Raw genomic sequence first — 26,257 nt, forward strand, 5'->3', positions numbered from 1 at the left:
ATGCCCGAGGGCCACACGCTGCACCGGCTGGCGCGGCTGCATCAGCGCCGCTTCGGGCGCGCGCCGGTGATGGTGTCCAGCCCGCAGGGCCGCTTCGTCGACGGCGCCGCCGCGGTCGACGGCCGCGTGCTGAAGAAGGCCACCGCCTGGGGTAAGCACCTGTTCCACCACTACGTGGGCGGTCGGGTGGTGCACGTGCACCTCGGGCTGTACGGCACCTTCACCGAACTCCCGCTGCCGATGCCGCTGCCCGTCGGGCAGGTCCGGATGCGGATGATCGGCGCCGAGTACGGCACCGACCTGCGCGGGCCGACGGTCTGCGAGGTGCTCGCCGAACCCGAGATCGGCGACGTGATCGGCCGGCTGGGCCCCGACCCGCTGCGCCGCGACGCCGACCCGTCGCTGGCGTGGACACGAATCAGCAAGTCGCGTAGACCGATCGGCGCGCTGCTGATGGACCAGTCGGTGATCGCCGGGGTCGGCAACGTGTACCGCAACGAACTGCTCTACCGCCACCACATCGATCCGCACCGTCCCGGCATCCGCATCGACGAGGACGAGTTCGACGCGCTGTGGACCGATCTCGTCGCGTTGATGGGTGTCGGGTTGCGCCGCGGCAAGATTCACACCATCCGCCGCGAGGACGACCACGGCCCACCGGCCTACGCCCCCGGCCGGCCCCGCACCTACGTCTACCGGCGCGCCGGCGAGCCGTGCCGCATCTGCGGCACCGAGATCCGCACCGAGGTGATGGAGGGCCGCAACCTGTTCTGGTGTCCGACCGAACAGGTCTAGCCCCTTAGGCGTCGATCCTGCGCTGAGGGCGTGGTTTCGGCGCTGATCCGCGCCCAGGCCGCAGGGTCAACGAGAAGTGGCGCGGGTTTGACGCGACAATCGGCGGGTGGAATTGATACTCGTCGTCGTCGGCGCGATCCTGGTCACCGCCGTCGCGCACCGGCGCGGACTGGAACCCGCGCTGATCATCGTCGTAATCGGCAGCATGGTGTCATTTTTGCCGGACTTCGAACCGCCGGAACTGGACTCGCACATCCTGCTGACGGTCGTGCTGCCGCCGCTGCTGTACTCGGCGGCGCTGAACTTCTCGTTCCCGACGTTCCTGCGCAACATCCGCCCGATCCTCGGCCTCGGCGTGGGCCTGGTCGTGGTGAGCGCGTTCGCGGTCGCGGCGGTGTCGGCGTGGCTGGTGATCGTGCCGTTGACGTTCGCGACCGCCCTCGTGCTCGGCGCGATCGTCGCTCCGCCCGACGCGGTGACCGCGGTGGCGGTCGGACGCAAACTCGGTCTGCCCAAACGCGTGATGGCGATCCTGACGGGGGAGAGCCTGATCAACGACGCCGCGGCGCTGACGCTGTTCTCGATCGCCGTCGTACAGGTCGCCGGTGGGCACACGTTCATCGAGAACCCGTTCCTGCTGTTCGGTTACAGCGCGGTGGTCGGCCCGATCGTGGGCGCGCTGCTCGGCTACGTCACGCTGTGGATCCGCCGGCGGCTGGCCAACCCCGGGCTGGAGACGGTGCAGGGCCTGGTGGTGCCGTTCGCGGCGTTCATCACCGCCGAGGAACTGCACGCGTCCGGGGTGCTGGCGGTCGTGGTCGCCGGGTTCGTGGTCGGCAACGGCACGCTCGGCGCCGGATACCAGACCCGGCTGCAGGAACGCTACGTGTGGAACTCCGTCGACGTGCTGCTCGAGGCCTTCGTGTTCGCCTACATCGGACTGCATCTGCGATTCGTGCTCGAAGACCTGCGCGAGGCGCACGAATCGCTGGGCGAGGTCGCGATCGCCTCGCTGGTGGTGCTGGTCATCGTGCTGGTGATCCGGCCGCTGTCGGTGTTCGCGATCTTCGGGCGCAACAAGCTGTCCCAGCACGTCGAGAACCGGTTGAGTGTGCCGGTGCCCGACGGCGGCCGCGGCGCGTTGGGCACCAAGCGGCGCAACAAACCGGCGGGCAAGTGGCGCTCGCGCATCGACCGGCGGTCGCTGTCGTGGCGGGAGAACGTGGTGGTGTCGTGGACCGGGATGCGCGGGGTGGTCACGTTGGCCGCGGCCGCGGCGATACCGGCGACGACGGTCACCGGCGAACCGTTCCCCGAACGCGCCACGATCCAGGCGATCGCGTTCGTCGTCAGCGTCGGCACGCTGCTGATCCAGGGCTGGACGCTGCCGGTTCTCATTCGGCGACTGAACCTTTCGCGGTTCTCCGACGATCACTCCGCCGACCGAGCCGAGGAGATCAAGGCCGAACGGGTGGTGCACGAGGCGGCCGATCAGGTGCTGACCGAGTTCCGGGCCAACCCGCCGAAGAACCTCAACCCGCGGGTCGTCGCCGAGATCGAGGCGATCATCGCCCGGCACTCACAGGACGCCGACGAGATGCCCGACCCCGAGGCGCACACCAAGCGCTCGGAGGTGTTCTCGGCGCTGTACCGCGACGTGCTGGCCAGTCAACGGGCGGCGTTGATCGCCGAACGCGACGCCGGGCGCATCGAGGACGAGGCGGTGCGCGCGATGCTCGAGCGACTCGACCTGCAGGAGGCGGGCGTGTCGGCGCGGCTGGAGAGCCGGCTGTAGACCGTCAGAAGCCGCCGAAGTCGCCGAAATCGCCGCCGCCCCAGTCGCTTCCGCCGCCGTCCCAGCCGCCGCCGTCCCAACCGCCGGTGTCGCCGCCGAAGTCGCCGCCGTCCTGGCCCTGGTCGAAGCCCTGGTCATAGCCTTGCGCGAAACCCTGCTCGTAGCCGCTGCCATGCATGCCGGAGAACAGCGCGTCGAACAGCAGCACCGAGCCCAGGCCCCACGCGCCGGCGACCAGTGCGGGCTTCCACCACGGTTCGGAGTACCAGCCGGCGGGCACCGGCCGGCCGGCCACCCTGCCGCCGGGGTAGTAGTTCGGGGTGCGTTGGGAGGGCGCGGGCGAGGCCTCGATCTCGCGGCCCTCGAACTCGACCTTCCGGTCTTCGGTCACCGTGCCCGCCGAGCGCTGACCCGCCAGCGTCTCGAGTTCCGGTCCGGGATCCATGCCCATCGCGACGCGGGCGGCGCGCACGTAGTAGAGGCCCTCCAACGCGCTTTCCTTGGCCAGCAGCGCCTGCTTGGCGGTGGCGGCCTGCTCGATCTGTGAGCCGGCGGCGGTGTAGCGCTCGGACGCATCGGCCAGCGCCTGCTTCGACGCGTCGTCGGTGCCGGTCAGGTTGATCACCTGGCCGCCGAGCCGCTCGATCACGCGGCGGGCGTCGGCCTTGGCGTCTTCCAGCGACGCCGCCTTGCGCCGGTCCGAGGCCCTCAGCGACGCGTACACGAGGACCCCGAGCGCGACGATGACCAGGACGACAAGCACGAGCAGGACGCCGTTCATGGTTCACAGCGTACCGACAGGAACGGCGCGGAGCGGGGGTCGCGACGAGCCGTCTATTACGCCGACAGCGGAGCCGACGGATCGCACGAAACCGTCCGTACCCAGGCGGATGCGCTCATAAGGTGAGGGCCACTGGCAGCGACGGAGGGACGGTCCATGTCGTATCGCATCGGGGGGCTGGCGGTCGCTCTCGGCATCGGGTCGGCGGTGGTCGTCGGGCACGGCGTTGCGGCAGCGGATCCTGCGGATGCGGGCGCGGCATCGGACACCTCGACGACGAGCGCAGCCGAGTCGACCACCGACGAGTCCTCGGAGTCAAAACCCACCGAGGCGCCGAAGGACGACGAAAAGACCCCGGCCGCAGAGGATTCCGAGGAGTCCGACGAGGCCAAAGACGACGATGCCGACGACACCGCGAAGCCGGCCAAGAAGCGGTCCAACAAGATTCGGGCAGCCGAACGCGACACCGAGTCCGACGCGCCGTCACGGGCCACCGCCACCGTCAACGCCACGCGCGTCGAGCGCACCGAAACCGAACCGAAGACCACGGTCGTCGATGCGCCCCGCGCGGTCGCCGACGTCGCCAGCGCACCGGCCGACGATGCGCCGGTGGTGACGATCAGCGCGGTCACCGCGCCCGTCGAGCAACCCCGCCCCAAGGATCCGCCACCGGATCCCGTCGAGGTGGCGACCGTCGCGGTGTCGCAGGCGGTCAACGCGCTGTTCGGCTCCACCGGGGAGGACACGCCGTCGCCGATGGAGTCGGCCGCGGCGTGGACGATGGCCGCGGCGGCGCGGCGCGAACTGGCCGATCCGACAACGGAATCCGACGAGCCCGCCACCCGGACCACCACCGCGCTGACCGATGCCGCGACACCGCAGGTGATCGCGATCCCGCAAACGCCGCCGCTGGAGTTCCTGCAACACATCCCGGTCATCGGGCCCGTGTTCGTCACTCCGTTGGTCGCGGCGATCCATCAGATCCCGGTCGTCGGCGATGTGCTGCACCCGTTCATCGGCTACCCGCTACGGCCGGGCGGGCCGGCGCCTCGTGACGTCAAGGTGATCTCGGCCGACGGCACCGCGATCTACGTCCACTTCATGCCGGCGCGTGGCCTCAGCGCCGGCGATAAGGCGCCGACCATCCTCAACGGGCCCGGCCTCGGCCTGCCCGGCGCGACCAACATCGACGGCACGATCCTCGACGACATCATGGTCGACACGTTCGGCATCATCGGCGTGGGCGCGCTGCGGGACGCCGGCTACAACGTCGTCACGTGGGATCCGCGCGGCGAGTGGAACTCCGGTGGGCGCCTCGAGCTCAACGCCGCCGAGTTCGAGGGCCGCGACATGTCGGCGATCATCGACTGGGTCGCCACCCAACCCGAGGCGCTGCTCGATACGCCCGGCGACCCGCGGCTCGGCATGACCGGGGTCTCCTACGGCGGCGGCATCCAGTTGGTCACCGCGGCCAACGACCACCGGGTCGACGCGATCGTGCCGACCATCACCTACCACAGCTTCAACACCTCGCTGTACAAGGCGGAGGCGTTCAAGACCAGCTGGGCGACGCTGCTGACGGGGGTGCTGGCGCTGACCATGGCGCGCACGAACCCGCGGATCCTGCCCGCCGCGATCTACGGCGGGCTGACCGGGATGATGCTGCCTGCCGACGAGGACCTGCTGACCTCACGCAACCCGCTCATCGAAAACATCACGGTGCCAACGCTTTTGATCCAGGGCACTGTCGACACGGTGTTCTCGGCGCAGGAGGCCGACGCCACCGCGCAGATCCTGATGGCCAACGGGGTGCCGACCAAGGTGGTGTGGTTCTGCGGCGGGCACGGGGTGTGCGCGAACAATTTCTTCGACATGCGCGACGGGCAGGTGATCGAGCAGCGGACGCTGCAGTGGCTCGACCGCTACGTCAAGAATGTCGCCGGGACGCCGACCGGCCCGCAGTTCGAGTGGGTGGACCAGCGTGGGCAGTGGTTCTCGTCTGACGAATATCCGGTCAAGAAGGGCACGCCGATCGTGGCGACCGCCGGCGCGGCCACGCTTCCGCTGATCCCGTATCTGGGCGGGTCGGGGATCCCGTTCGTGCCGTATGCGCTCAAGGCGTTCAACGCGGTCAACGTCGCGCTCCCCAAGGCCACCGAGACGACGTACGTGGTGGGCGCGCCGGAACTCACGCTGACGTATTCGGGCACCGGGACCAGCCGCCACGTCTACGCGCAGCTGGTCGACAACACGACGGGGCTGGTGCTGGGCAGCCTGATCACTCCGGTGCCGGTCACACTCGACGGCAAGACACACACGGTCACCGTGTCGCTGGAGCCGGTGGCGCACACGTTGCGGCCCGACGAATCGGTCACCCTGCAGCTGGTGTCGAGTTCGGGCACGTATGAGCGGATCCTGCCGTCGCTGGGCGTGCTCAACATCGAGGGCGTCGGGGTCTCGCTGCCGACCGCGGACGCCGCCGTGGTCTCCTCGCCGACGACGGTGCAGGTCACCACCGCGGCGTGAAGATGAAAAAGGTGCCGACTCTGTGATCGGTAGGACGGTTCCGGGCGTCTGACCGCCGACGTCGCGGCGGCAGGCTTCGGCCTGTCGACTGGGATCGCGCAGGCCGATCCGTCCGGCCGCCACGTGTGATGTCCCGGCCAGCCGATGACCTATCCGACGGGCCCCGGCTTCGAAAGCAGTGGGACATGAACATCTGCCACACCTGGTACTGGGTCAAGATGGGCTTCGGCAACGTCCCGTCTTCGGCCGGCGGCATGTCGAACGTGTTCGCGGTGAGAAACCGCCGCCCGGGTCGCTGATGGACTGCGGCCGTGACCTGTTCGGCTTCCCGATCCGTTGCTGAAGCGGACCAGAAACAGAGGCGCCCGGCCGGGAAATCGGCCGGGCGCATCTGGTCTTGTGGAGCGGGCGACGGTGATCGAACTCGCGTAATTAGTTCTCGCCGGTCGCAAATCGGGCCCAAATCTCAAGAGCTAGTGAACTTGTGCAGTCAGCGCGACTGCCGAACGGGTCCAAGGTCACTTGAAGAACACGGGATCGCCGAAGCTAGTTGTGACAGTCCAAAGTCCATCCGCGCCGGCTGGGACCTGCACGCACGCATTTCCCTCAGCGACACCGCCACTGTAGAGTTCGCCGATTTGATTGAGCGGGTTGGGAATAACGCCGCAGTCATCGCTGTAGGTGCGGTTATCGGCACCGACGAATTTCACCGACACCAGCATGGGATGCCCTGATTCCGAACCTGTGTAGGTGGCACGAATCGGCACCATCCAAAACTCCATGCCGGGGTCGGGCGGATCATTGAACTGGTTTTCGGCTTCGATCAGGCTCCAAGCCTCCCGAGGCTGGCCAAGCACAACAGTCCAATCCTTATTGCTAACAGGCTCACCGATTCGAAGTGGGTCCGTCCGACTTCCCGGCTTTGAAGCAGATTCATCATTAGCGGGGCGGTCGACGGTAGGGGGAGGCCCTCCCGCCGAGAGGTCGGATTCGTTGAATGCGTCTTCGAAGGAATTCGCGACCACGGCGAAAAAAACGACCACGCCGACGATGACGCCGACGATGGAAAGACAGATCGCGGCGATGCTGGTGCCCTTGTCCTTGCCTGATAAGCACACACCGACGACGCCCAGGACGAAGGCCACGGGCAGAAGTACCCATCCGACGATGAGCGCGCCGGGGATGCAGGCAAATATGAATCCAAGGATTCCAGCAATCAAGGCGATGATGCCGACGACATTTCGCTCCGTCGGAACCGGTGGCTGTTGGACGGGATATCCCTGTCCCTGCGGTGGATATGGGTACGTCACTTGATCCCCTCCAATTTGATCCTCACTCGGGCCCCATCCGTTAGATTACGACGGCACTGCCGGGAGGCGGTAGCAAATTACCAGAGGCGCAGTTCTGCATATTCATGCACCATAGCTGGTCGCTAACTTTCGCCAGTCGCACGGTAGGTAGTGGCAGCAACCACCGTCATATTCGCAGTTCAGCAGCGTGAAAGTCCAAGTGAGTCGTTTGCGTCGTTCGGTCTACGGCCGCCCGCTCGCTTAGGGGAGCACTTTTATGCGACTGTGCTGCATAAATAGACGCCCGCTCCGCAACCAAAGGCAACACTCCTCGCGAGTAACCCTCAGGCGTCCCGGCTGGCGACCTTGGCCGGCTGCCGACCGAGAACGCGGAGGAGCGGCTGGTGCTCGACGGGTCGCAGCCGTACCGCCACGCTCCGTCCTACGATTTTTGGAACCGCGGCTGTTCATGTTCGAACATCGAATGCGCGACGGTTACGGACCGCACGGGGCGTCGAACAAGCGTTCGCCGACTAAACCGCTGGTCGGCGTTAATGGAGCGGGCGACGGGAATCGAACCCGCGTAGCTAGTTTGGAAGACTAGGGCTCTACCATTGAGCTACGCCCGCGTGTACAGCAAGAGCAGATCGTACCGGCGGCACCCGAATCAAATCCAATTAAAAGCTTCGCGTGTCCAGCCCGTAGTATCTCGCGTGGTCGTTCCGTGTTTCCGGGGCGGCCACGCAAGACGGGGTGTAGCGCAGCTTGGTAGCGCATCCGCTTTGGGAGCGGAAGGCCGCAGGTTCAAATCCTGTCACCCCGACTGCACTGCTGACCACCGAAAACACCTGAGGAGCAAGATCGTGAAGAGCACCGTCGAGAAGTTGAGCCCCACCCGGGTTCGCATCAACGTGGAGGTGCCCTTCACTGAGCTCGAACCCGACTTCGACCGCGCCTTCAAGCAGCTGGCCAAGCAGGTCCGGCTGCCCGGCTTCCGCCCCGGCAAGGCCCCCCGCAAGCTGCTCGAGGCCCGCTTCGGCCGCGAGGCCATGCTCGACCAGGTCGTCAGCGAGGCCGTGCCCGGCCGCTACAGCGAGGCCGTCACCACCTCGGAGGTCCAGCCGCTGGGCCAGCCCGAGATCGAGATCACCAAGAAGGAATACGGCGAGGACCTGACCTTCACCGCCGAGGTCGACATCCGCCCCGAGATCGAGCTGCCCGAGCTCTCCGAGCTCACGGTCACTGTCGACGCGATCGAGGTGACCGACGAGGAGGTCGACGCCGAGCTGCAGTCGCTGCGCGCCCGCTTCGGCACCCTCAAGGGCGTCGAGCGCCCCGCGCAGGAAGGCGACTTCGTCTCCATCGACCTGTCGGCCACCGTCGACGGCAAGGATCTGCCGGAGGCCGCCACCGAAGGCCTGTCGCACGAGGTCGGCTCCGGTCAGCTCGTCGAGGGCCTCGACGACGCGATCGTCGGCCTCAAGGAGGGCGAGACCAAAACCTTCACCACCAAGCTGGCCGCCGGTGAGCACGCCGGCGAGGACGCCGAGGTGACCGTCACCGTCAAGTCGGTCAAGGAGCGCGAGCTGCCCGAGCCCGACGACGACTTCGCCCAGCTGGCAAGCGAATTCGACACCATCGACGAACTCAAGGAATCGCTCGTCGAGCAGGTGCGCCGCGTCAAGCGGGTGCAGCAGGCCGAGCAGATCCGCGACAAGGTCCTCGAGACGCTGCTCGAGCAGGTCGAGGTGCCGCTGCCCGAGAAGGTCGTGCAGGCCCAGATCGACGACACGCTGCACAACGCGATCCACAGCCTCGACCACGACGAGACCCGCTTCGCCGAGGTGCTCGAGGCTCAGGGCAGCAGCCGTGAGCAGTTCGACACCGACAACCGCACCAACGCCGAGAAGGCCATCAAGACCCAGCTGCTGGTCGACGCGATCGCCGACAAGCTCGACGTTCAGGTCGGCCAGAACGACCTGACCGAGCGCCTGGTGCTGATGTCGCAGCAGTACGGCATGCAGCCCCAGCAGCTGCTGCAGACGCTGCAGCAGAACAACCAGCTGCCCGCACTCTTCGCCGACGTGCGCCGCGGCCTGGCCGTCGCCGTCGTCGTCGAGGGCGCCACCGTCACCGACTCCGAGGGCAACGTCGTCGACACCACCGAGTTCTTCGGCCGGGCCGGGGCCCAGACCGAGGGCGCCGAAGGCGACGTCGAAGCAGCTGCCGATGAGGCCGCCGACGAGGCACCGGCCGCCGACGAGGCCGAAGAATCCGCCGACGCCAAGTGACGCTGTGAGCGAACGCGCCCCGTCTGGGGAGTGCTCGCCGTCGCAGGTTGGTTAGTGTCGTTGAGTATCAAGCTCTTGAAGAAAGCAGGTATCCAGTCGTGACCCACATGCGTGGCGCCTCGCAAGGCCTCAACCTGGTCGACTCGGTCTATGAGCGGTTGCTGGCGGAGCGGATCATCTTCCTGGGCTCACAGGTCGATGACGACATCGCGAACAAGCTCTGCGCCCAGATTCTGCTGCTGTCGGCGGAGGACCCCACCAAGGACATCCACCTCTACATCAACTCGCCCGGCGGCTCGATCAGCGCCGGCATGGCGATCTACGACACGATGGTGCTCGCCCCGTGCGACGTCGCGACCTACGCCATGGGCATGGCCGCCTCCATGGGTGAGTTCCTGCTCGCGGCCGGCACCAAGGGCAAGCGCTACGCGTTGCCCCACGCCCGCATCCTGATGCACCAGCCCCTCGGCGGCATCACCGGCGGCGCGGCGGACATCGCCATCCAGGCCGAGCAGTTCGCGTCGATCAAGAAGGAGATGTTCCGGCTGAACGCCGAGTTCACCGGGCAGTCCATCGAGCGCATCGAGGCCGACTCCGACCGCGACCGCTGGTTCACGGCGCAGGAAGCCCTCGAATACGGCTTCGTCGACCACATCATCACCAGCGCCAGCATCAACGGCTCAGGACCAGGAGCAGGACTAGACAAATGACCGATCACATCCATCCGTCTTTGGACCCCCGCCTGCAGCCTCAGGCCCGCTACATCCTGCCGTCGTTCATCGAGCACTCGAGCTTCGGCGTCAAGGAATCCAACCCGTACAACAAGCTGTTCGAGGAACGCATCATCTTCCTCGGCGTGCAGGTCGACGACGCCTCGGCGAACGACATCATGGCCCAGCTGCTGGTGCTGGAGTCGCTCGATCCCGACCGCGACATCACCATGTACATCAACTCGCCGGGCGGCTCGTTCACCTCGCTGATGGCGATCTACGACACCATGCAGTACGTCCGCGCCGACATCCAGACCGTGTGCCTGGGCCAGGCCGCGTCGGCGGCCGCGGTGCTGCTGGCCGCCGGCACCCCCGGCAAGCGGATGGCGCTGCCCAACGCCCGCGTGCTGATCCACCAACCCGCGCTGTCCGGGGTCATCCAGGGTCAGTTCTCCGACCTGGAGATCCAGGCCAAGGAGATCGAGCGGATGCGCACGCTGATGGAGACCACGCTGGCGCACCACACCGGCAAGACGCCGGAGCAAATCCGCAAGGACACCGACCGCGACAAGATCCTCACGGCCGAGGAGGCCAAGGAGTACGGCGTGATCGACACCGTCTTGGAGTACCGGAAGCTGTCGGCTCAGACGGCCTGAGCCCGCAGCGAGCGCTCGGTTGTTGACGCCTCCACTCGCGAAACGCGTGCAACTACCGTGCGCTCGGCGAGTGGTTACTGCGGCTCGTCATTCGCGACCCCCGGTATCGTGGGGTCAGCGAACACTCGGCGCGGCACCTGATCGACTCCTGCCGAACGCCTCTCGGTCTCATCACGGCGGCGACACGCCAGAGACACGGCGGCGCGTCCGGAGGGGTCCGAGGGTTGCCAGGCGCTATGTTGGCGCGAACACAGATGAATACCACCGACGCGATTCGGCTCTATCGGTCGCCTCGCGCCGGAAACAACGGGTAGCGTCGGATTAACGCCCGAGGCGGCTCGCAAGCTTGACATAGAACGACCCCGACAGGAAGTAGGGACCTCACCACCATGGCGCGCATCGGAGACGGCGGTGACCTGCTGAAGTGCTCGTTCTGCGGCAAGAGCCAAAAGCAGGTGAAGAAGCTCATCGCCGGTCCCGGCGTGTACATCTGCGACGAGTGCATCGACCTCTGCAACGAGATCATCGAGGAGGAACTCGCCGACGCTGACGACGTCAAGCTCGACGAGTTGCCCAAGCCCGCCGAGATCCGTGAATTCCTCGAGGGCTACGTCATCGGCCAGGACACCGCCAAGCGGACGCTGGCCGTCGCCGTCTACAACCACTACAAGCGCATCCAGGCGGGGGAGAAGAGCCGCGACTCGCGCGCCGAGCCCGTCGAGCTGGCCAAGTCGAACATCCTGATGCTCGGCCCGACCGGCTGCGGCAAGACCTACCTGGCGCAGACGCTGGCCAAGATGCTCAACGTCCCGTTCGCGATCGCCGACGCCACCGCGCTGACCGAGGCTGGCTACGTCGGCGAGGACGTCGAGAACATCCTGCTCAAGCTGATCCAGGCCGCCGACTACGACGTCAAGCGCGCCGAGACCGGGATCATCTACATCGACGAGGTCGACAAGATCGCCCGCAAGAGCGAGAACCCGTCGATCACCCGCGACGTCTCCGGCGAAGGCGTGCAGCAGGCGCTGCTGAAGATCCTCGAGGGCACGCAGGCCTCGGTTCCTCCGCAGGGCGGCCGCAAGCACCCGCACCAGGAGTTCATCCAGATCGACACCACCAACGTGCTGTTCATCGTCGCGGGCGCGTTCGCCGGGCTGGAGAAGATCGTCTCCGACCGCGTCGGCAAGCGCGGCCTGGGCTTCGGCGCCGAGGTGCACTCCAAGGCCGAGATCGACACCCAGGATCACTTCGCCGAGGTGATGCCCGAAGACCTGATCAAGTTCGGTCTGATCCCGGAGTTCATCGGCCGCCTGCCGGTCGTCGCCTCGGTGACCAACCTGGACAAGGACTCGCTGGTGCAGATCCTGTCCCAGCCGAAGAACGCGTTGGTCAAGCAGTACACCCGGCTCTTCGAGATGGACGGCGTCGAGCTGGAATTCACCACCGACGCGCTCGAGGCCATCGCCGATCAGGCCATCCACCGTGGCACGGGCGCCCGCGGGCTGCGCGCCATCATGGAGGAAGTGCTGCTGCCGGTGATGTACGACATCCCCAGCCGCGACGACGTCGCCAAGGTCGTCGTCACCAAGGAGACCGTCGAGGACAACGTCCTGCCCACCATCGTGCCGCGCAAGCCGTCGCGTCCGGAACGTCGCGACAAGAGCGCCTAGGACACTCCTCGCCCGTCGCCGTATCGGGCGGACGCCCGAACGGATCGGCGCAGCCGCTCATCGCTGCACCGCCGCACGCTCGCTGACCACCTCGTCGATGAGCGCGGCGATCTCGGCCACCCCGTCGCGCCGGGCGAACGCCGTCTCCAGCGCCCGCGCCCCGCGCCGATACCGGTCGTTGTTGATCACCTCGCGCACCGCGGCGCGCACCGCGCCGGCGCTCGGGGTGCCGGTCTTCAGATTGATCCCCGCACCCGCCCACGCGACGCGAGCGGCGACCTCCGGCTTGTCCTCGGTCTCGCCCGCGACGACGAGCGGCACCCCGCACGCCAACGCCCGCTGGACCGCGCCGTAGCCGCCGTTGGTCACCATCACGTCGACCTTCGGCAGCAGCGCCTCGTGCGGGAGGTATTCGGCGACAAAGGTATTCGCCGGCAGCGGGGAGCGCAGCTGTGATACCGGCCTGCCCCCGGTGGTGGCGACCACGGTGACGTCCTCGTCGGCGAGCGCCGCGATCGTCGGTTCCAGCAGCCGGCCCAGGTCGGCATTGTCGATCGTGCCTTGCGTGACGTGCACGACGGGCCGGTCGTCGTCGAGCAGCGACCACCACGGCGGCGGCCGGAAACCGGCGGGCGCGCTCGGGTGCACTGCCCCGACGTAACGGACGTGCGCGGGCATATCGCTTCGCGGATAGTCGAATTCGGGCACGGTCGGGGCGATGACGCGGTCGGCCAGCAGCAGGGAGTCGAACAGGAACATCGGCAGCGGCCGGCTGTTCAGGTCGCTCAGCAACAGGTTGGTCACCTTCTGTGATTCGCGCAGCAGCACCTTGTGCGACAGCGCGGTCAGTGCCCGGTTGCGCAACCGGCCCAACCCCGACGAGGAGGGCGCCCGTCCGAGTCCGAACGGCGCGGTGTCGCAGCTGCTGATCATCAGCGGCGTGGTGGAGTACGTGAGCACCGGCGGCCGGGCGTGCTGATCGCCCAGCAGGAACGGCAGGATGCCGAAGAAACCGGCGTCGGCGAGCACGGCGTCGTAGTTCGTCTGCGACATCAGCCTCGCCAGCGTGCGGGTCTGATGCGGCATCGGCTGCAGGAACAGGCGAACGACGTCGAAGTTCACCCGCTTGATCCCCGAGGTGTCGGTGCGCCCGGGCAGATCGATGTCGAGGCGGGTCGGGTCGAAGTCGGCCTCCGGTGGGACCGCGGCCGCGACGGCGCCCGCGGCGCGGATCCGCTCGGCGTGCTCGGCGGAGGTCAGCACGGTGACACGGTCACCGCGGGCGACGAGTCCCTCTGCGACGTGCAGCAGCGGACCGATGTGGCCCACGGGGGACAGGGCGGCGATGAGGATCTCTGGCATGCGGACGATGCTGCTCGGCCGCCGGCGACGAAGCTTGGAGGTTTCGTGGAGATCGGGTGGAGATCAGCGGGACGTCGCATCTTGTGGGATCGATGTCGCGTCCGCCCCGCACCGCACAGGCCCCGCGCGGCACAGACTGGCCACATCGTCCTCACGACAAGGAGTTACATGATGACTGGTCACGTAGTCGACACCATCGCCGGGATCGAGATCCCCGACACCCCGCTGGTCAAGGAGATCACCGAATACATCCGCGACACCGAAGACGATCTGCTGTTCCACCATTCGCGGCGGGTGTTCCTGTTCGGTGCGCTGCAGGGCAGGCGCCGTGGGCTGGTGCCCGACCTCGAGTTGCTCTACGCGGGAGCGATGTTCCACGACGTCGGCCTCACCGAGCGCTACCGCACCTCGGCGTTGCGCTTCGAGGTCGACGGCGCCAACGCGGCCCGCGACTTCCTGCTCGCCCGCGGCGTCCGCGTCGACGACGCCCGCAAGGTGTGGTTGGGCATCGCCTTGCACACCACTCCCGGGGTCCCGGAGTTCCTCGACCCCGAAATCGCCTTGGTGACAGCCGGAGTCGAGACCGACGTGCTCGGGTTCGGTCGGGAGAACCTGTCCGACGAGGAACTGACGGCGGTCACCGCCGTGCATCCGCGTCCCCAGTTCAAGCAGCAGATTTTGCAGGCCTTCGCCGACGGCGTGCAGCACCGGCCGGAAAGCACGTTCGGCACGGTCAACGCCGACGTGCTCGAGCACTTCGACGAGTCGTTCGTGCGAGCCGACTTCGTCGACATCATCAAGAACAACGCCTGGCCCGAATAGCGTCAGCTGCGCGACGCGGTGCGGAACCGCTCGCGGTAGGCCTTGGGTGAGACGCCGAGATTTTCGACGAACACCCGTCGCAGCGTCTCGGCGCTGCCGAAGCCGGCCACCCGGGCGGTCTCGCCGACGGTGCGGCCGGCGTCGAGTGCGGCGCGCGCCGCGTCGAGCCGCACCATTTCGACATATCGGGCGGGGGTCGTGCCGAGCTCGGTGTGGAACAGCCGCGTCAGTTGGCGGGTGCTCAACGACGCCCGCGCGGCAAGGGTTTTCACGCTGTGGTCGGCGGCCGGATCGGCGGCGATCGCGTCGGTGGCCGCACGTAGGGCGGACTGCGGCGGCGGTTCGGCCTCGACGAGCACCGAGAACTGCGACTGCCCGCCCGCGCGTTTGAGATAGACCACCAGCGACCGTGCTACCTCCCGCACCAGATCGGCGCCATGGTCGAGTTCGACGAGCGCCAGCGCCAGGTCGATGCCCGAAGACACACCGGCCGAGGTGAAAACGTCGCCGTCGCGCACGAAGATCGCGTCGGGCTCGACCTGGATGTTAGGGAACGCGCGGGCCAGCAGTCGCGCGTGCCGCCAGTGGGTGGTGGCGCGACGGCCGTCGAGCAGGCCGGCCTGAGCGAGGATGAAGGCGCCTGTACAGATGGACGCCAACCGCCGGGTCCGCGCCGGCATCGATCTGACCGCGTCGACGAGCGCCGGATCGATGCCCTGCCCGACCAGATTGTCGCCGCCGGTGACGATCACGGTGTCGGCTCCGTCGATGTCCGAAAGTCGCTGATTGACGGCCAGTTTCGTGTCCACCGACGTCGTCACATCCGCCCCGTCGACCGACGCCATGGTGATGTCGTAGGCGGCGCCGAACCGGTTCGCCTCGGCGAACACCTCGGCCGCGCCGGCCGCGTCCAACAGTTTCATGCCGTCGAAGACCACGAACGCCACCGCGCGTCGACGGTCCTGCGTCTGCGCCACCCAGCCATTGTGTCGGTTTCTGTGGGGAAAGTGACAGCCGAGCCATGGCTGCGCGGGTGTTGGCGAGCAGACACTGGTGACAGCGGACCTGAACCGCAGACAGTGAGGAGACGCCATGCGGCGAGTTCTGATCACCGGTGCGTCGAAAGGGATCGGTCGCGCCGTGGCCGATCGACTGGCCGACGCCGGCCACCAGCCGATCGGACTCGCCCGCACCGCGCCGCCCGATTTCCCGGGCCCCTTCTATCCGGTCGACCTCGCCGACCGGGCGGCCACCGCGGCTGCGCTCGAGCAGATCGTCACCGACGGTGCGGTCGATGCCGTCGTCAACAACGCCGGCTTCGCCCGGTTCGGCACGATCGGCGAGATCGACCTCGACGACCTCTACAGCACCTACGACCTCAACGTGCGGGCCGCGGTGCAGGTGGTGCAGGCCGTCCTGCAGGGGATGCGCGCCGCGGGGTGGGGACGCATCGTCATCGTCAGCAGCCTGACGACCCTCGGCACACCTGAGCGCACGCCGTACGCGGCGGCGAAGGCGGCGCTGGAGACCTGCACCCGGATCTGGGCCAAGGAGTTGGCGTCTACCGGTATCACGGTGAACGCGGTCGCGCCCGGCCCCACCGAGACCGAGATGTACCGGGAGCGCAGCCCGGTCGGCTCCGAGCGCGAGGGCCGGTTGTTGCAGAACATCCCCATGGGGCGGGTCGGCGCGCCCCGCGAGATCGCGCACGCCATCTGTTCCCTGCTCGACGAGGATGCCGGCTACATCACCGGTCAGATCGTGCGCGTCGACGGCGGCGGCAGCGTCAGCGGATGACCCGGTCGGGCCGGGTGTAGACGTTCATCGACTCACCGCGCAGGAACGCTACCAGGGTCAGCCCCGACTCGCTGGCCAGATCCGCGGCCAGCGACGACGGCGCCGACACCGCCGCCAGGATCGGGATGCCCGCCATCACCGCCTTCTGCGTGAGCTCGAACGACGCCCGCCCGCTGACCAGCAGCACGGTTCCGGTCAGCGGAATCCGCCGCTGCTCGACCGCCCACCCGATGACCTTGTCGACGGCGTTGTGCCTGCCGATGTCTTCACGCACGACCAGTGTGGCGCCCTCGGAGTCGAACAGCGCGGCGCCGTGCAGGCCGCCGGTGCTGGCGAACACCTTCTGCGCGGCGCGCAGCCGGCCCGGCAGCGCCGAGAGCGTGTCGGCGGCCACGGTCGTAGGGTCGTCGCCCGGCGCGTGCCTGCTGATCAAGCGCACCGCCTCCAACGACGCCTTGCCGCACACCCCGCACGACGACGTGGTGTAGAAGTTGCGGGTCACGTCGACCTCGGGCATCGGGACACCGGGGGCGAGCGTCACGTCGAGCACGTTGTAGGTGTTGAGGTTGTCGGGCCCCGTGCCCTTGCAGTACCGGGCGGCCAGCACGTCGTCGCGGCCGCCGATCACCCCCTCGGTGAGCAGGAACCCCTGCGCCAACTCGATGTCGGAGCCCGGCGTGCGCATCGTCACGGTGATCGGTGTGCCGTTGACCCGGATCTCCAGCGGCTCCTCGACCACCAAGGTCTCCGGCCGGGCCACCGCGTCGTCGGCGGTCACATGCTGCACTCGTCGCCGCGCCGTGACCCTGCCCATGCGACCAGCCTAGGTGCGTCCGCTCGCTAACGGTTTCATCACTGTTCATCCCGATGCGGGATGCGTCACAGGGCGGCGCCGCCTCCGCGTCGGCACAATGGACACCGTGCAACACGATTCACTCCTGAGACGCCATACCCCGGTCTGGCGTGACCCGCTGTCGGCCGGCTGGCGTGCGCATCGCGGCCTGCTGCTGCTGCGGCTGAGGTGGCACGAGCGGCGCGCCGAGGGCCCCGCCGGCCGGTGAGCCGCGTCGGCCCCCCCCCGCAGTGCTAGCTGACCGCTACTGAGCGGTAACCATTTCCTTAGATTTTTTGTCTCGTGCACGTGACGAACAACACAGTTTTGTCTCATCGCGGTTGCGCGCACAATTGCTGAGCTGCGTATTCGCCGCACCGATGGTGGCGCGCCGATGGTAGGTCTGGTGAAGGGCTACCTAAGAGAAGTGCAATAATCGGTACTGGCAGTGACATAAAAACTTTGGTGGGTGTTTTCCGACGACGCGCCGCGTTGGCCGCGACCGGGATGACCCCGCCGGATCACCCGCATCGACGAGGAAGGCAGGCGAGTGGGGACGAACGGCAACGGTGCCAGTCCGGGCACTCGGCAGAAGCTCGAAAAGGTCGTCATCCGCTTCGCCGGCGACTCCGGCGACGGTATGCAGCTCACCGGTGACCGGTTCACCTCCGAGGCCGCCTTGTTCGGCAACGACCTTGCGACCCAACCGAATTACCCCGCCGAGATCCGCGCACCCCAGGGCACGCTGCCCGGGGTGTCGTCGTTCCAGATCCAGATCGCCGACTACGACATCCTGACCGCCGGCGACCGCCCCGACGTGCTGGTGGCGATGAATCCCGCCGCGCTCAAGGCAAACGTCTCCGACCTGCCGCGCGGCGGCCTGATCATCGCCAACTCCGACGAGTTCACCAAGCGCAACCTGGCCAAGGTCGGCTACGAGGCCAACCCGCTGGAGAACGACGAGCTCTCCGACTACGTCGTGCAGGCCGTGCCGATGACCACGCTGACGCTGGGCGCCGTCGAGGCCATCGGCGCCTCCAAGAAGGACGGCCAGCGCGCCAAGAACATGTTCGCTCTCGGGCTGCTGTCGTGGATGTACGGCCGCGAGCTCGAGCACAGCGAGTCGTTCATCCGCGAGAAGTTCGCCCGCAAGCCCGACGTCGCCGAGGCCAACGTCCTCGCGCTGAAGGCCGGCTGGAACTACGGCGAGACCACCGAGGCGTTCGCCAGCACCTACGAGGTGGCGCCGGCCAAACTCAAGACCGGTGAGTACCGCCAGATCTCGGGCAACACCGCGCTCGCCTATGGCATCGTCGCGGCCGGCGTCCTGGCCGACCTGCAGGTGGTGCTGGGCACCTACCCGATCACCCCGGCGTCGGACATCCTGCACGAGCTGTCCAAGCACAAGAACTTCAACGTGCTCACGTTCCAGGCCGAGGACGAGATCGCCGGCATCGGCGCGGCCATCGGCGCCTCCTACGGCGGCGCGCTCGGCGTCACCAGCACCTCAGGTCCGGGCATCTCCCTGAAGTCCGAGGCGATCGGTCTGGCCGTGATGACCGAGCTGCCGCTCATCGTCATCGACGTCCAGCGCGGCGGCCCGTCGACGGGTCTGCCCACCAAGACCGAGCAGGCCGACCTGCTGCAGGTGCTCTACGGCCGCAACGGCGAGTCGCCGGTCGCGGTGCTGGCGCCGCGGTCCCCGTCGGACTGCTTCGACGTCGCGGTGGAGGCGGCCCGGATCGCGATCACCTATCACACCCCGGTGGTCATCCTGTCCGACGGCGCGATCGCGAACGGCTCTGAGCCGTGGCGCATTCCGGACGTCACCAGCTATCCGGCGATCAAGCACACCTTCGCCAAGGAGGGTGAGCCGTTCCAGCCGTACGCCCGCGACCCCGAGACGCTGGCGCGCCAGTTCGCGATTCCCGGCACGCCCGGACTCGAACACCGCATCGGCGGGCTGGAGTCGGCCAACGGCTCGGGCAACATCTCCTATGAGCCCAAGAACCACGACCTGATGGTCCGGTTGCGCCAGGCCAAGATCGACGGCATCGCGGTGCCCGACCTGGAGGTCGACGATCCCACCGGTGACGCCGAGCTGCTGATGCTTGGCTGGGGTAGCAGCTACGGCCCGATCGGTGAGGCGTGCCGGCGGGCGCGCCGCAAGGGGCTGAAGGTCGCCCAGGCGCATCTGCGCAACCTCAACCCGTTCCCGGCCAACCTCGGCGAGGTGCTGCGGCGCTACCCGAAGGTGGTGTGCCCGGAGATGAACCTGGGACAGTTGGCGCTGTTGCTGCGCGGCAAGTACCTGGTCGACGTGCAGTCGGTGACCAAGGTGGAAGGTATGGCGTTCCTGGCCGACGAGGTCGAGGGCATCATCGATGCCGCGCTGGATGGGACGCTGGGAGAGAAGGAAATCGACAAGGCCAAGTTCGCACGACTGGCGGCGGCTACCGTCGAGGTCGGTGTGACGCGTGTGGGAGCTGTTTGATGACTGACCTGATCGGAAGTGATCTCGGGTTGACGCCGGGCACCAGCCGGGTGCCGGCGACCGACCAACCGCAGAAGTCCAAGGACTTCACCAGTGACCAGGAGGTCCGGTGGTGCCCGGGCTGCGGTGACTACGTCATCCTCAACACCATCCGCAACTTCCTGCCGGAGCTGGGGCTGCGCCGCGAGAACATCGCGTTCGTCAGCGGTATCGGCTGCTCCAGCCGCTTCCCGTACTACCTGGAGACCTACGGTTTCCACTCGATCCACGGCCGCGCCCCGACCATCGCCACCGGGCTGGCCCTGGCGCGTGAGGACCTGTCGGTCTGGGTGGTCACCGGCGACGGCGACTCGCTCTCGATCGGCGGCAACCACCTGATCCACGCGCTGCGCCGCAACGTCAACATCACGATCCTGCTGTTCAACAACCGGATCTACGGGCTGACCAAGGGCCAGTACTCGCCGACGTCGGAGGTCGGCAAGGTCACCAAGTCGACGCCGATGGGCTCGCTGGACTACCCGTTCAACCCGGTGTCGCTGGCGCTCGGCGCCGACGCGACGTTCGTCGGGCGTGCGCTGGACTCCGACCGCAAGGGGCTGACCGAGGTGCTCAAGGCCGCGGCCGCCCACCGCGGCGCCGCGCTCGTCGAGATCCTGCAGGACTGCCCGATCTTCAACGACGGCTCCTTCGACGCCCTGCGCAAGGAAGGCGCCGAGGAGCGGCTGATCAATCTCGCCCACGGCGAGCCGATCACGTTCGGCGCCGACGCCGAGTACTGCGTCATCAAGTCCGGATACGGCCTGGAGATCGCCAAGACCGCCGACGTGTCGGCCGACGAGATCGTCGTGCACAACGCGAACCTCGACGACCCGGCGTACGCGTTCGCGCTGTCGCGGCTGTCCGAGCAGAACCTCGAGCACATGGTGATGGGCATCTTCCGGCAGGTGGACAAGCCCACCTACGACGACGCCGCCCGCGACCAGATCACCGCGGCCCGCGAAGCCAAGGCACACGACACGGCAGCACTTCAGTCGCTGCTTCGGGGCAAAGACACCTGGACCGTCGACTAACCTCACGGTCATGACGACCACCGTTCCGCTGGCCGGAATCATCTTGGCGGGCGGGGCGTCCCGCCGCATGGGCCGCGACAAGGCCACCCTGCCGTACGGAGACACGACGCTCGTCGAGCGGATGGTCGATGTCTTGAAGCCGCGCTGCGCGCCGATCTTCGTGGTCGCCGCTCCCGGGCAGGCGCTGCCGACGCTGGACGCGGAGATCCTGCGCGACGAGGTCCGCGGAGTGGGCCCCCTGCTGGCCACCGGACGCGGCCTGCGGGCGGCCGCCGAGGCCGGCGCGGAACTGGCATTCGTGGCCGCGGTCGACATGCCGCTGCTCTCCGCCGACCTGATCGACGAACTCGCGGGCCCGGCCGTACGGTTGGGCGCAGCCGTCGTGTTGCCCTGGGACGGCCGCGACCACTACCTGGCCGGCGTCTACCGAACCTCGCTCGCCGGGCGCGTCGACGCACTGGTCGCCGCGGGCGAGCGCAGCATGCGGGCGCTCGTCGACCGGGTCGACACCCAGCGGATCGTGATGCCCGAGCAGGACGGGCTGACCAACCTCAACACCGCGGCTGATCTGGCGGCGCTGCCGCGACCGCAAATGGCCTAGCAAATTCGCTTCCCTATTCGACGGGTAATAATCATTCTTGCCGGTCGAATTACCGCCAGTGAATTCATGCGCAAATAGCCGTGATAAACCACGGGATGGCGGCTTTTTCCCGTTCGGCCGTTACAGGGCCGCGTTCGGTGCGTCGCCGCCGAACTGGCTGCGCGCCAGTGACTCTGAGTCCTACCGGGGCTGATATGGCGGCAATTTCGATGCCAGGGCCGCGTTTTATCGTCGCGAACGGCACAAATGTGGTGCATCGCCGCCGGCCGGGAGGGCGTTGGTTGCCCGACGACGCGGCGGGTACCTCCGGCTCGGAGTGTGCGGCGTTGTGCAGACTGTTCGGATGATGCTGTGGGACAACAACGTTAGAACTAGCGACCGGATGGCGATGCCATCGGCCCGGTGCTGCGGTGATGCGTAAAACCGTTGGCGGCCAAGGTGATTCGTCCATCGACGTGATGCGGCCGGACAGCGAACCGCTGCTTGAGAGATCGCTGTGAAACAGCCAGTTCTGCGGTAGCACTGCGCGATTCGCGGTGTACGGACAGGTATGGATCGCCCGCTAAACGTGCTCCACCTCACAAAATGTTCGTGAGATGGCTCACGAAGACACGCGGATGCTCGCCAATCTCCAGCCGCGTCAAAGCGGGTGGTGACCTGCGGCAACGAAAGAACATCGCGACCGTGATCAGTTCGTGATCTGGACGCGACACGGCGCCGGGCCGATATGACTTTCGCCCAGCCGGTTTGTACGGTCCGAAAGAGCTCTTAACCGGAGCAAATAATTTCAAACCACGAACCTGCGTGTGAGTGGAGCCGGAGAGGCGTTCGAACCTCCCGCGGCCGCCGGCCCGAGTGCCGGCGAGGCATGTCTGGCCTTCCGCTGCCGCACCTGACCGAGACGGTGCGGCCCAAACCCTCTGCTGTAGGCATCTTCGCCCGCGCCCTGCGTGTGGGTGCTGGTTGGCGCGCGCTTGGCGAAAGGAAAGCAGTTGAAGAACATCCGCAAGACGTTCGGTTTCGCGACCTTTGCCGGTGCGATCGCGCTCGCACCGATGGCGCTGGCCACCGGAACCGCCAATGCGGACAGCGGTGTGAACTGGGATGCCGTCGCGGCCTGCGAGTCGGGTGGCAACTGGTCCATCAACACCGGTAACGGCTACTACGGCGGCCTGCAGTTCACCATGGGCACCTGGCGGTCCAACGGTGGCAGCGGCTCGCCCCACAACGCGAGCCGGGAAGAGCAGATCCGCGTGGCGGAGAACGTGCTGCAGTCGCAGGGCATCGGCGCCTGGCCGACCTGCGGCGGCCGCGGCTGACACGCGCTCGTCGACTTCGAAGTGGCGGTGCCGGAATCCTCCGGCGCCGCCACTTCTTTCTCAGAGGGCTCTTACACCAGTTAAGTAACGACTAAAACTTTTGACCCTTGCGTAACAGGTGAGCTTCATCACCCGACACACCGGATAACCGCGCGGGAGAGCAGCCAGTTCTTCAGATGCGGGCCTTGTGTCAAACGGTCGGGGAAGGACCGCAGTGATGAAGATTCGGAATGCCGTTACGAAGAGCGTCTGGGCAATCGTGATCGCCGGAGCGCTGGCCATCGTGCCGATGGTGCTGGGGTCGTCGCTGGCGACCGCCGACGCGGACTCGGTGAACTGGGACGCCATCGCCCAGTGCGAGTCGGGTGGCAACTGGGCGACCAACAGCGGTAACGGCCACTACGGCGGCCTGCAGTTCAAGCCGGCCACCTGGTCGGCCAATGGCGGTGTCGGCAACCCGGCGACCGCGTCGCGCGCCGAGCAGATCCGCGTCGCCGAGAACGTGCTGCGCACCCAGGGCCTGAAGGCCTGGCCGAAGTGCGGACCGCGCGGGGCCACCCCCGCCGTGTGGACCACCCCGTCGGCGCCGGCCAAGACGCCTGCCGCGGCGACCGGCTGCGCGGCCATGCCGTCCAGCGGCCTGTTCGGCTTCGTGAACCCGCGTCAGATGTGCTCGGCGCTGCTCAATCCGATCGGCGCGCTCACCGGCGCACGCTGAACGCGTTGCCCTGCGGGTCGACGCGGGTGCCGATGTCCGACCGCACGCTCCACTCCCATCGGTTGGGCGCCGCCCGCTCGTCATCGACCCGGACGAACTTCCAGATGAGGTCGTCCCAGCCGGCTGGGTGATGAAGCCAGCGTGGCGTGCCGTCGGGCCCGGGCCGGACCTCGGCCCCCACCACCGCCGCCCACCAGGCGGCCAGCTCCTCCGGTCGGTCGCTGTCGGTGCACACCGCGAACATGCGGGCCGGCGCCGCGGCAGCGCCGGGTCGCGGGGCGGGGAAGGCGCAGAACTCGTTGTCCTCGATGTCGGCGAGCGTTGTCCACCCGCTGTGCTCGGCGAGCACCCGGGCGCCCAGGTCAAGCAGCCGGGTGACGTCGTCGACGTAGAGGTCCGGGTGCACCCGGTTCTTCACCGTCTTGGGCGCCCGCTGCGGCCGGAACGTCAGCAGCCGGCGTCGGTCATCGCTGCCCAGCGCCGCGTCCCAGAACGCGGCCAGCGCCTGCGCGTCGACCGCATCGACCACGAGCGGGCCCAGCGCCACACTCATCCGGCGCGCAGCTCGCGGTCGGTCGGCGGCCGATACGCCGAGCGTGCTGCCACCGAGGCCAGGTGACGGGTCAGCAGTGTCTCGGGTCCCAGCACCGTCGCCCTGCTGGCCAAGGTGCTCAGCAGCGGTGGCAGGTTCACCACGCGGCCGATCGTCCGGGACTCGCGGACCAACCCGTCCACCCTCGGCCTGCGGAACGCCGCGAAGCGTGCGAACGCCGTCGCCAGGTCGTCGGCGCCGTCGACGAACCGGGCCAGGATCGCGGCGTCCTCGAGGCCCTGGCATCCGCCCTGTCCGAGGTGTGGGCGCATCGGGTGGGCGGCGTCGCCGACCAGCACGATCGGGCCCCTCGACCACTGACGCGCCGGATCGCGGTCGTAGAGATCGTTGCGCAGCACCGCGTCGGGATCCGTGGAGGCCAGGATCTCGGGAACCGGCTCGACCCATGACGCGAACCGCGTCTTCAAGTGGGCCAGCTCGCCCTGCGGGCACGTCGACCCCTCGGGCACGCGTTCGGTGGCGAACCAGTAGGTGTGCTCGGCGCCGAGCGGCACCAGGCCGAACTCGACGGCGGGTCCGAACACCTCGCCCGCGACGCGCTCGTCGACCCGGCAGTGGGCCACCCCGCGCCACGCCGTGTAGCCCACATACCGGTTGTGCAGCGGTCCGTTGAGGTGGCGGGCCACTGTCGAATGGGTGCCGTCGGCGCCGACGACGGCGTCGGGCGCAAGAACGGTCCCGTCGGCGAGCGTCACCCGCACACCGTCGCCGGTGAGCGCGAGCGCCTCCGCCGATACGCCGTTACGTACGGTGCCGTCGGCGAGCGCGCCGGCCAGGATCGCGGTCAGCGCCGAGCGTCGGATGATCACCAGCGGTTCGCCGAGCGCTTTGACCATCCGCTCGGGCGCCGGTCTGCGCAGCCAGCTGCCGTCCCGCCAGCGGGCCGCGCCCGCGGTGACCCGGCCACCCGCGGCGCGCACCGGGTCGCCGAGGCCGATGTCGTCGAGCGCCGCCAACGCGTTGGGCCAGATGCTGATCCCGGCACCCGACGACGTGTCGGTGCGCTCCTCGAGGAGCGTGACGTCGTGTCCCCGCTGCTGCAGCGCGACGGCGCTCGCCAGTCCGGCGATGCCCGCGCCGATCACCAGGATCTGCTTCGGCATCCGTCGAAACTAGCGCGTCGACGGCGGCCGGGATCAGAGGTCGAAGATCAACAGCGTGCTGCTCGCGGTGGCCACCACCGCACCCGAGGCGTCGGTCACCACGCCCTCGGCGAAGCCGATCCTCGAACCCGACTTCACGACCGTTCCGGTCGCGGTGAGCGGCCCGGAGTCGAGCCGGACCGCTTTGAGGTAGTTCACCTTGATCTCCACCGACGTGTAGCCCTTGCCCTGCGGCAGCGTGCTGTGCACCGCGCAGCCGGTCACCGAGTCCAGCAGAGTGCAGATCAATCCGCCGTGGATCGCGCCGATCGGGTTGTACGCGGATTCGTCGGTGGTGCAGGTGAATTCGACGCGGCCGGGTTCGACGTCGACGATGTCGAACTGCATCAGCCCGCCGATCGGCGCCGGCGGGAGTTCCCCGGTGGCCATCGCCCGTAGGTAATCGATGCCCGCCATGCTCAGCCCCTTGGCCGTGGCGGGGCCGGGGGAGTGCCAGGTCACCACGCGGGAGCGCTGCGGACCCCAGTCCTCGCGGTCGGTGGGCGTCGTCATCTCGAGGGTCATCGGTTCTCCTTGGCTCGGGCGGACTCGCTCAGCGGCGGATATCGGCGCGGACGGTCGGGGTCGGTCGGTGACACGGCGTGCACCTCGCCCCACGTCAGCAGCGCTTGCAGGACGGGGACCAACGCGCGGCCCGAGTCGGACAAACCGTACGCGTGGCGCGGCGGGTTGTCCTGATACGGCGTCCGGACGACGACGCCGGCCGCCTCCAGTGCCTTCAGGCGGGCAGCGATGCGGTCGCGCGGCGCCCCGGTTCCACGCACGATGTCACCGAAATGCGTGGCGCCGAGAGCGATTTCGCGTACCACGAGCAGCGCCCAGCGCTCGCCCACCAACTCCAGGGCCGCCGCGATCGGACACGGGCGGCCCGGCAACGTCGCCAACGGCACCGCGGTCATGACACCGAGCCTGCCAGAAGTCAGTTTGAAATTCAAACTCACTCGGAGATCGGC

24 protein-coding genes and 2 tRNA genes are annotated in these 26,257 nt (G+C 67.9%); 16 read left to right on the forward strand and 10 right to left on the reverse strand.

Going from position 1 to position 26,257, the window contains the following annotated elements; genetic code table 11:
* Complete coding sequence (locus BLW81_RS16755) at positions 1–795, forward strand: Fpg/Nei family DNA glycosylase (RefSeq protein ID WP_083408143.1); 795 nt, start codon at positions 1–3, stop codon at positions 793–795.
* Between the two features lie 106 nt (positions 796–901).
* Positions 902–2,590, forward strand: coding sequence for a cation:proton antiporter (locus tag BLW81_RS16760; protein ID WP_083408144.1), 1,689 nt, complete (start codon positions 902–904; stop codon positions 2,588–2,590).
* Between the two features lie 4 nt (positions 2,591–2,594).
* Here BLW81_RS16760 and BLW81_RS16765 read toward each other — a convergent pair whose 3' ends face one another.
* A complete protein-coding gene (locus BLW81_RS16765) occupies positions 2,595–3,371 on the reverse strand; it encodes a hypothetical protein (protein WP_083408145.1) in 777 nt (258 codons plus the stop codon).
* A gap of 156 nt (positions 3,372–3,527) precedes the next feature.
* Between BLW81_RS16765 and BLW81_RS16770 the strand changes: the two genes are divergently transcribed.
* Positions 3,528–5,897: a S15 peptidase family protein gene (locus BLW81_RS16770; RefSeq protein WP_235632020.1), complete on the forward strand. Its 2,370-nt coding sequence runs from the start codon at positions 3,528–3,530 to the stop codon at positions 5,895–5,897.
* A gap of 518 nt (positions 5,898–6,415) precedes the next feature.
* Here BLW81_RS16770 and BLW81_RS16775 read toward each other — a convergent pair.
* Both BLW81_RS16775 and BLW81_RS16780 read right to left on the reverse strand, forming a co-directional pair.
* Positions 6,416–7,207, reverse strand: coding sequence for a hypothetical protein (locus BLW81_RS16775; RefSeq protein WP_157897715.1), 792 nt, complete (start codon positions 7,205–7,207; stop codon positions 6,416–6,418).
* A gap of 534 nt (positions 7,208–7,741) precedes the next feature.
* A tRNA-Gly gene (locus BLW81_RS16780) sits at positions 7,742–7,815 on the reverse strand.
* A gap of 120 nt (positions 7,816–7,935) precedes the next feature.
* Here BLW81_RS16780 and BLW81_RS16785 point away from each other — a divergent pair.
* The 5 genes from BLW81_RS16785 (at position 7,936) to clpX (ending at position 12,513) form a co-directional block, all read left to right on the forward strand.
* Positions 7,936–8,009, forward strand: a tRNA-Pro gene (locus BLW81_RS16785).
* 40 nt (positions 8,010–8,049) lie between these two features.
* Positions 8,050–9,477, forward strand: a complete 1,428-nt coding sequence (gene tig, locus BLW81_RS16790; protein WP_157897716.1) for a trigger factor — start codon at positions 8,050–8,052, stop codon at positions 9,475–9,477.
* A 47-nt stretch (positions 9,478–9,524) separates the two neighbouring features.
* Positions 9,525–10,187, forward strand: coding sequence for an ATP-dependent Clp protease proteolytic subunit (locus BLW81_RS16795; RefSeq protein ID WP_268875563.1), 663 nt, complete (start codon positions 9,525–9,527; stop codon positions 10,185–10,187).
* Positions 10,184–10,843, forward strand: coding sequence for an ATP-dependent Clp protease proteolytic subunit (locus BLW81_RS16800; RefSeq protein WP_083408149.1), 660 nt, complete (start codon positions 10,184–10,186; stop codon positions 10,841–10,843). The genes BLW81_RS16795 and BLW81_RS16800 overlap by 4 nt, the downstream gene beginning before the upstream one ends.
* 389 nt (positions 10,844–11,232) lie before the next feature.
* Positions 11,233–12,513: an ATP-dependent Clp protease ATP-binding subunit ClpX gene (gene clpX, locus BLW81_RS16805; RefSeq protein WP_083408150.1), complete on the forward strand. Its 1,281-nt coding sequence runs from the start codon at positions 11,233–11,235 to the stop codon at positions 12,511–12,513.
* Between the two features lie 57 nt (positions 12,514–12,570).
* Here clpX and BLW81_RS16810 read toward each other — a convergent pair whose 3' ends face one another.
* Complete coding sequence (locus tag BLW81_RS16810) at positions 12,571–13,875, reverse strand: nucleotide disphospho-sugar-binding domain-containing protein (protein WP_083408151.1); 1,305 nt, start codon at positions 13,873–13,875, stop codon at positions 12,571–12,573.
* Between the two features lie 171 nt (positions 13,876–14,046).
* Here BLW81_RS16810 and BLW81_RS16815 point away from each other — a divergent pair, with 171 nt between their 5' ends.
* Positions 14,047–14,697, forward strand: a complete 651-nt coding sequence (locus BLW81_RS16815) for an HD domain-containing protein (protein ID WP_083410598.1) — start codon at positions 14,047–14,049, stop codon at positions 14,695–14,697.
* A 2-nt stretch (positions 14,698–14,699) separates the two neighbouring features.
* On the opposite strand, the gene BLW81_RS16820 is transcribed toward BLW81_RS16815, so the two are convergent.
* Positions 14,700–15,674: a GlxA family transcriptional regulator gene (locus BLW81_RS16820; RefSeq protein ID WP_268875564.1), complete on the reverse strand. Its 975-nt coding sequence runs from the start codon at positions 15,672–15,674 to the stop codon at positions 14,700–14,702.
* A 115-nt stretch (positions 15,675–15,789) separates the two neighbouring features.
* On the opposite strand from BLW81_RS16820, the gene BLW81_RS16825 reads away from it, so the two are divergent.
* A complete protein-coding gene (locus BLW81_RS16825; RefSeq protein WP_083408153.1) occupies positions 15,790–16,494 on the forward strand; it encodes an SDR family oxidoreductase in 705 nt (234 codons plus the stop codon).
* Here BLW81_RS16825 and fdhD read toward each other — a convergent pair.
* Positions 16,484–17,308, reverse strand: coding sequence for a formate dehydrogenase accessory sulfurtransferase FdhD (gene fdhD / locus BLW81_RS16830; protein WP_083408154.1), 825 nt, complete (start codon positions 17,306–17,308; stop codon positions 16,484–16,486). The two genes, BLW81_RS16825 and fdhD, sit on opposite strands and share 11 nt — an antisense overlap.
* 106 nt (positions 17,309–17,414) lie before the next feature.
* On the opposite strand from fdhD, the gene BLW81_RS29400 reads away from it, so the two are divergent.
* From BLW81_RS29400 to BLW81_RS16855, 6 genes are all read left to right on the forward strand, one after another.
* Positions 17,415–17,555: a hypothetical protein gene (locus BLW81_RS29400; RefSeq protein WP_157897718.1), complete on the forward strand. Its 141-nt coding sequence runs from the start codon at positions 17,415–17,417 to the stop codon at positions 17,553–17,555.
* A gap of 321 nt (positions 17,556–17,876) precedes the next feature.
* On the forward strand, positions 17,877–19,820 hold the full coding sequence (locus tag BLW81_RS16835; protein ID WP_083408155.1) for a 2-oxoacid:acceptor oxidoreductase subunit alpha: 1,944 nt from the start codon (positions 17,877–17,879) through the stop codon (positions 19,818–19,820).
* Positions 19,820–20,890 carry a 2-oxoacid:ferredoxin oxidoreductase subunit beta gene (locus BLW81_RS16840; protein WP_083408156.1) on the forward strand — a complete coding sequence of 357 codons (1,071 nt, stop codon included), beginning with the start codon at positions 19,820–19,822 and terminating at the stop codon, positions 20,888–20,890. Before BLW81_RS16835 ends, BLW81_RS16840 begins: the two co-directional genes overlap by 1 nt.
* Positions 20,891–20,900: 10 nt before the next feature.
* Complete coding sequence (gene mobA / locus BLW81_RS16845; RefSeq protein WP_083408157.1) at positions 20,901–21,491, forward strand: molybdenum cofactor guanylyltransferase; 591 nt, start codon at positions 20,901–20,903, stop codon at positions 21,489–21,491.
* Between the two features lie 992 nt (positions 21,492–22,483).
* Positions 22,484–22,810: a transglycosylase family protein gene (locus BLW81_RS16850; RefSeq protein WP_083410599.1), complete on the forward strand. Its 327-nt coding sequence runs from the start codon at positions 22,484–22,486 to the stop codon at positions 22,808–22,810.
* Positions 22,811–23,027: 217 nt separating this feature from the next.
* Positions 23,028–23,528, forward strand: coding sequence for a transglycosylase family protein (locus tag BLW81_RS16855; RefSeq protein ID WP_083408158.1), 501 nt, complete (start codon positions 23,028–23,030; stop codon positions 23,526–23,528).
* On the opposite strand, the gene BLW81_RS16860 is transcribed toward BLW81_RS16855, so the two are convergent.
* The 4 genes from BLW81_RS16860 to BLW81_RS16875 are packed head-to-tail and all read right to left on the reverse strand — an operon-like array spanning position 23,512 to position 26,203.
* Positions 23,512–24,081, reverse strand: a complete 570-nt coding sequence (locus BLW81_RS16860; protein ID WP_083408159.1) for a VOC family protein — start codon at positions 24,079–24,081, stop codon at positions 23,512–23,514. The genes BLW81_RS16855 and BLW81_RS16860 overlap by 17 nt on opposite strands.
* Positions 24,078–25,244, reverse strand: a complete 1,167-nt coding sequence (locus BLW81_RS16865) for an FAD-dependent oxidoreductase (protein ID WP_083408160.1) — start codon at positions 25,242–25,244, stop codon at positions 24,078–24,080. Before BLW81_RS16865 ends, BLW81_RS16860 begins: the two co-directional genes overlap by 4 nt.
* A gap of 33 nt (positions 25,245–25,277) precedes the next feature.
* Entirely contained in the window at positions 25,278–25,808 is a 531-nt protein-coding gene (locus BLW81_RS16870) for a PaaI family thioesterase (protein ID WP_083408161.1), read from the reverse strand.
* Entirely contained in the window at positions 25,805–26,203 is a 399-nt protein-coding gene (locus BLW81_RS16875) for a winged helix-turn-helix transcriptional regulator (RefSeq protein ID WP_083408162.1), read from the reverse strand. The genes BLW81_RS16870 and BLW81_RS16875 overlap by 4 nt, the downstream gene beginning before the upstream one ends.
* Between the last annotated feature and the right edge of the window lie 54 nt (positions 26,204–26,257).

Source organism: Mycolicibacterium rutilum, from assembly GCF_900108565.1.
GTDB lineage: Bacteria > Actinomycetota > Actinomycetes > Mycobacteriales > Mycobacteriaceae > Mycobacterium > Mycobacterium rutilum.

Excerpts from the sequence above, each read along its gene's own strand:
- BLW81_RS16855 (WP_083408158.1), top strand. The coding sequence starts at position 23,028 with ATGAAGATTCGGAATGCCGTTACGAAGAGCGTCTGGGCAATCGTGATC.
- mobA (WP_083408157.1), top strand. The coding sequence starts at position 20,901 with ATGACGACCACCGTTCCGCTGGCCGGAATCATCTTGGCGGGCGGGGCG.
- BLW81_RS16870 (WP_083408161.1), bottom strand. The coding sequence starts at position 25,808 with ATGACCCTCGAGATGACGACGCCCACCGACCGCGAGGACTGGGGTCCG.
- BLW81_RS16810 (WP_083408151.1), bottom strand. The coding sequence starts at position 13,875 with ATGCCAGAGATCCTCATCGCCGCCCTGTCCCCCGTGGGCCACATCGGT.
- clpX (WP_083408150.1), top strand. The coding sequence starts at position 11,233 with ATGGCGCGCATCGGAGACGGCGGTGACCTGCTGAAGTGCTCGTTCTGC.
- BLW81_RS16865 (WP_083408160.1), bottom strand. The coding sequence starts at position 25,244 with ATGCCGAAGCAGATCCTGGTGATCGGCGCGGGCATCGCCGGACTGGCG.
- BLW81_RS16860 (WP_083408159.1), bottom strand. The coding sequence starts at position 24,081 with ATGAGTGTGGCGCTGGGCCCGCTCGTGGTCGATGCGGTCGACGCGCAG.
- BLW81_RS16765 (WP_083408145.1), bottom strand. The coding sequence starts at position 3,371 with ATGAACGGCGTCCTGCTCGTGCTTGTCGTCCTGGTCATCGTCGCGCTC.
- BLW81_RS16840 (WP_083408156.1), top strand. The coding sequence starts at position 19,820 with ATGACTGACCTGATCGGAAGTGATCTCGGGTTGACGCCGGGCACCAGC.
- fdhD (WP_083408154.1), bottom strand. The coding sequence starts at position 17,308 with ATGGGCAGGGTCACGGCGCGGCGACGAGTGCAGCATGTGACCGCCGAC.
- BLW81_RS16815 (WP_083410598.1), top strand. The coding sequence starts at position 14,047 with ATGACTGGTCACGTAGTCGACACCATCGCCGGGATCGAGATCCCCGAC.
- BLW81_RS16770 (WP_235632020.1), top strand. The coding sequence starts at position 3,528 with ATGTCGTATCGCATCGGGGGGCTGGCGGTCGCTCTCGGCATCGGGTCG.
- BLW81_RS16825 (WP_083408153.1), top strand. The coding sequence starts at position 15,790 with ATGCGGCGAGTTCTGATCACCGGTGCGTCGAAAGGGATCGGTCGCGCC.
- BLW81_RS16755 (WP_083408143.1), top strand. The coding sequence starts at position 1 with ATGCCCGAGGGCCACACGCTGCACCGGCTGGCGCGGCTGCATCAGCGC.
- BLW81_RS16800 (WP_083408149.1), top strand. The coding sequence starts at position 10,184 with ATGACCGATCACATCCATCCGTCTTTGGACCCCCGCCTGCAGCCTCAG.
- BLW81_RS16875 (WP_083408162.1), bottom strand. The coding sequence starts at position 26,203 with ATGACCGCGGTGCCGTTGGCGACGTTGCCGGGCCGCCCGTGTCCGATC.